The organism is Bradyrhizobium oropedii, assembly GCF_020889685.1.
GTDB lineage: Bacteria > Pseudomonadota > Alphaproteobacteria > Rhizobiales > Xanthobacteraceae > Bradyrhizobium > Bradyrhizobium oropedii.
Window position 1 is genome coordinate 1 of the sequence record NZ_JACMYO010000353.1, and the last position, 3323, is coordinate 3323.

Annotated in this window: 4 protein-coding genes; 2 read left to right on the forward strand and 2 right to left on the reverse strand. The window is 67.5% G+C overall.

Going from position 1 to position 3323, the window contains the following annotated elements; all coding sequences use genetic code 11:
• The coding region (locus H8A95_RS42195; protein WP_229188334.1) for a nicotinate-nucleotide--dimethylbenzimidazole phosphoribosyltransferase at positions 1-576 on the reverse strand (576 nt) is incomplete at its 3' end.
• Between the two features lie 53 nt (positions 577-629).
• On the opposite strand from H8A95_RS42195, the gene cobS reads away from it, so the two are divergent.
• Positions 630-1382 carry an adenosylcobinamide-GDP ribazoletransferase gene (cobS, locus tag H8A95_RS42200; RefSeq protein ID WP_229188335.1) on the forward strand — a complete coding sequence of 251 codons (753 nt, stop codon included), beginning with the start codon at positions 630-632 and terminating at the stop codon, positions 1380-1382.
• A gap of 152 nt (positions 1383-1534) precedes the next feature.
• Here cobS and H8A95_RS42205 read toward each other — a convergent pair whose 3' ends face one another.
• Positions 1535-2404 (reverse strand): SH3 domain-containing protein, encoded by an 870-nt coding sequence (locus H8A95_RS42205; protein ID WP_229188336.1) that lies wholly within the window; start codon positions 2402-2404, stop codon positions 1535-1537.
• 234 nt (positions 2405-2638) lie between these two features.
• Between H8A95_RS42205 and H8A95_RS42210 the strand changes: the two genes are divergently transcribed.
• On the forward strand, positions 2639-3208 hold the full coding sequence (locus H8A95_RS42210; RefSeq protein ID WP_229188337.1) for a histidine phosphatase family protein: 570 nt from the start codon (positions 2639-2641) through the stop codon (positions 3206-3208).
• Positions 3209-3323: the final 115 nt, after the last annotated feature.

A 3323-nucleotide genomic window follows, 5' to 3' on the forward strand; every position in this document is an offset into this window, starting at 1 on the left:
GACGCCGGTGCCGCGGCCGGCCCAGCGCGCGCCGCGCCCGCCCATCAATGCTGCGCACAGCGTTGCGGCCACCGTGGTGTTGGCGATGCCCATCTCGCCGACCACGAGCAAATCGCATTGCTCCGGCACCGTGCGCCAGCCGGTGTCGAAGGCGACGAGGAAATCGGCGCCATCCATCGCCGGCGCCATCGTGAAATCGCGGGTCGGACGCGCCAGCTCGAGCGGCTCGACGCGCAGCTCGGCGCCGGCAAGCTTCGCGATCTGGTTGATCGCAGCACCCCCCGCGGCGAAATTCGCGACCATCTGCGCGGTGACTTCGGAGGGAAAGGCGGAGACGCCGCGCTCGGCAATGCCGTGATTGCCGGCGAACACCGCGATCGTGACCTGGTCGAGCCGGGGGATCTCGCGCCGTTGCCAGCGCGCCAGCCAGATCGCAACCTCCTCCAGCCGGCCGAGGCTGCCCGGCGGCTTGGTCAGGTTCTGCTGGCGAACCGTCGCAGCCGCGGCACTGGCCTCGTCGCCCTGGGGCAGGTCGCGACAAAAGCTGCGGATGTCGTCTAGAGTGCTGAACTGCATGCGATTCCCTCGTCGAGCGGGGCGCAAACTAGTTCAATTTTCAGGCCTTCACCATGAATCAATGGCTCGACGATCTCAGGACCGCGACCGCCTTTCTGACCCGCCTGCCGATGCCGCATCCGGACGGGGCGCGGCCGGAGAGCTTTGCGCGGGTGCAGCGGCTGTTCCCGCTGGTCGGCGCCGCCATCGGCGCGGCGATCGGCCTGTTCTGCCTGCTGCTGCGGACGATCGGCGTGCCGGACCTTGCCGCGGCGGCGCTTGCGCTTGGCGGCGGCGCGCTCTTGACCGGCGCGCTGCATGAGGATGGGCTCGCCGATGTCGCCGACGGGTTCGGCGGCGGCCGCGATCCTGCGGCCAAGCTCGAGATCATGCGCGACAGCCGGCTCGGCACTTATGGCGCGCTGGCGCTGGTGGTGAGCTTTGCCACCAAGCTGGCGGCGCTGGCCGCGCTTCCCAATGACATGGTGGTGCAGGGCCTGATCGCGGCGCATGCGCTCGGTCGCGGCGTGCTGCCGTGGATTGCGATCAGTCTGCCCTACGCACGCAAGGATGGTCTCGCGGCCAATGCCGGCCGGCCTGACGGCGCGATTGCGGTGGTCGCGGCCGGCATCGCGCTGGTGATCACAATCCTCGCTCTGCCCTTCAGCAGCGCGCTGCTGGCGGCGGTCGCGGCGAGCGCGAGCGCATTGGTCATGGCGCAGCTCGCCAGGCGGCAGATCGGCGGCCAGACCGGCGACGTGCTTGGCGGCACAGAGCAGGTCGCGGAGACCGCGATCCTGGTGCTGCTCGCGGCGCGGTTCGGTTAGAGCATTTCGAGCGAAGTGGATACTGGCTCGCGTGAACATGACGCGATCCCATACAAGAGCCGGCGCGAAACTCAGCCATGGGCCAGAACTGGAGGCCGCGCCGATCGTGGCGTTGTTGCGGGACGAGACATCGATGAGCATTGCATCGACCGTCACCAATCGTCGTAGAGCCACTCCCTGGGCATTGGAGGCCGCGCTCTTGCATACGGGGGCTGAGACGTCCGCTCGGGCTTGCGCACGCTCGGAGTCGGCAGGGGCGTCGGAAGCGGCAACGGCTTCTGCTCGGAGACCTTCGCGAGCGCCCGTTTCATTTCGTCCTGGCTCGCCTTGAGTTCATCAATGGCTTTGGAGCTCGCGCGGGCCATCTGTTGCTGGTCCGCCTTGAGCTGCTCGATACTTTGCTCCACATTTTGGAGGTTGCGGGCGATCGTTTGCAGCAGCTGGGTCTGCTCGGGAAGAGCCGTATTGGCTGTCGGCGCGGCGTCCTGCGGCGGTGCGGCCTGAACCTGGGGCGTCGCTTGGGGCGGAGCGGCGTCTGCCGCTGCGGCCTGAACGGTGGGTGGAGTGGGCTGCGCCGCAAGCGGCGGATTGTCGGGCGGCAATGATGGAGTTGAAACGAGCTGAGGCACCCAACGAGCGACAACCTGTCTGGCTCGCCCACCATACGACGACTGCAAAGCCAGAGCAGCGACAACGATACATGCCAGCAACAAGCCGGCGAGAACTCGGAGCCTCGGCATTCGGCGCGGCGATCGCGAGCGAGGTGCGGAAGAGGTCGGGCCAGGTCCAGAAGCAGCAGGGGTGGGTCCGGCCGCAGGCGGGGCAGGTTGCGGCGGAGCTGGAGACGCGGCATCGCGCTCCATTCTTGCAAGCTGTTCGCTCAAACGCGTGAGCTCTTCGTTGGCGCGCGTGATCTGCTTGTGGGTTTCGGCGAGTTTCTCGTCGGCGGGTGTGGTCTGGCCGTCGTTCGATTCGACCGGGTTCGGGGTGGGGGCGGAGTTCACTGACGCTTCCCTTTCCATCCAATGTCCTCCAAGCGTGCCGACTCGATTATCCGTTAGGGTCGATCAGCCCCCAGCACTCCCGTCAGTCTTGTCCAAAAAATGGCCGGATGATAGCGCCCTTGAGGTCTCGTGATATTGGAGGAGGGCCGGCTCGTGCCGTGCACGCTAACGCATATCCGCCTTACCCGATAAATCAGGCATCAACTGTCTATGAGTACACGCCCTGATCAGGATGGAAAGGCTCCTGCAGCGATGGACCGCGAGACGCATCTCTGGCTGATCCGCCACGCGCCGGTCGATGGTCCGCGCGGCGTGATCCATGCGCCGGATGCGCCCGCGGACCTCGGCGATGCCGCCGCATTCGCAGCCTTGCAGGCGAAGCTGCCGCGCGCGACTTATGCTGTCTGCAGCCCGGCGCGGCGCACCCGTGAGACCGCGGCGCGGCTCGGTCTCACGGCAACGGAGGATGATGCGTTTCGCGAACAGGATTTCGGCGACTGGACCGGCCGCCGCCACGGCGAGATCGAAGCCGAGCTCGGCGCCGCGGCCTATCGCGCGTTCTGGAATGCGCCGGGCAGCAACAAGCCGCCGGGCGGCGAAAGCTTTGCCGACCAGATCGCGCGCGCACGGACCGGGCTTGCGCGCCTGCCGGCCGGCGACGTCGTGCTGGTCGTGCACTCCGGCACCATCCGCGCGGTGCTTGCGATCGCACTTGAGCTTACGCCGGACCCTGCGCTGCGCTTCGTCATCGATCCGCTGTCGCTGACGCGGATCGATCGGCTGCCGAATGCCTGGCGCGTGGTTGCCGTGAATGGGCGCTAAGCCAATTGCGCCCGCGTTTGTCCCGTCATCCTGAGGTGCGAGCGAAGCGAGCCTCGAAGGATGGGCGGCCCGCCTGGTGGCCGTCGATCCTTCGAGACGCGCGCAAGAGCGCGCT

Excerpts from the sequence above, each read along its gene's own strand:
- cobS (WP_229188335.1), top strand. The coding sequence starts at position 630 with ATGAATCAATGGCTCGACGATCTCAGGACCGCGACCGCCTTTCTGACC.
- H8A95_RS42205 (WP_229188336.1), bottom strand. The coding sequence starts at position 2,404 with ATGGAAAGGGAAGCGTCAGTGAACTCCGCCCCCACCCCGAACCCGGTC.
- H8A95_RS42210 (WP_229188337.1), top strand. The coding sequence starts at position 2,639 with ATGGACCGCGAGACGCATCTCTGGCTGATCCGCCACGCGCCGGTCGAT.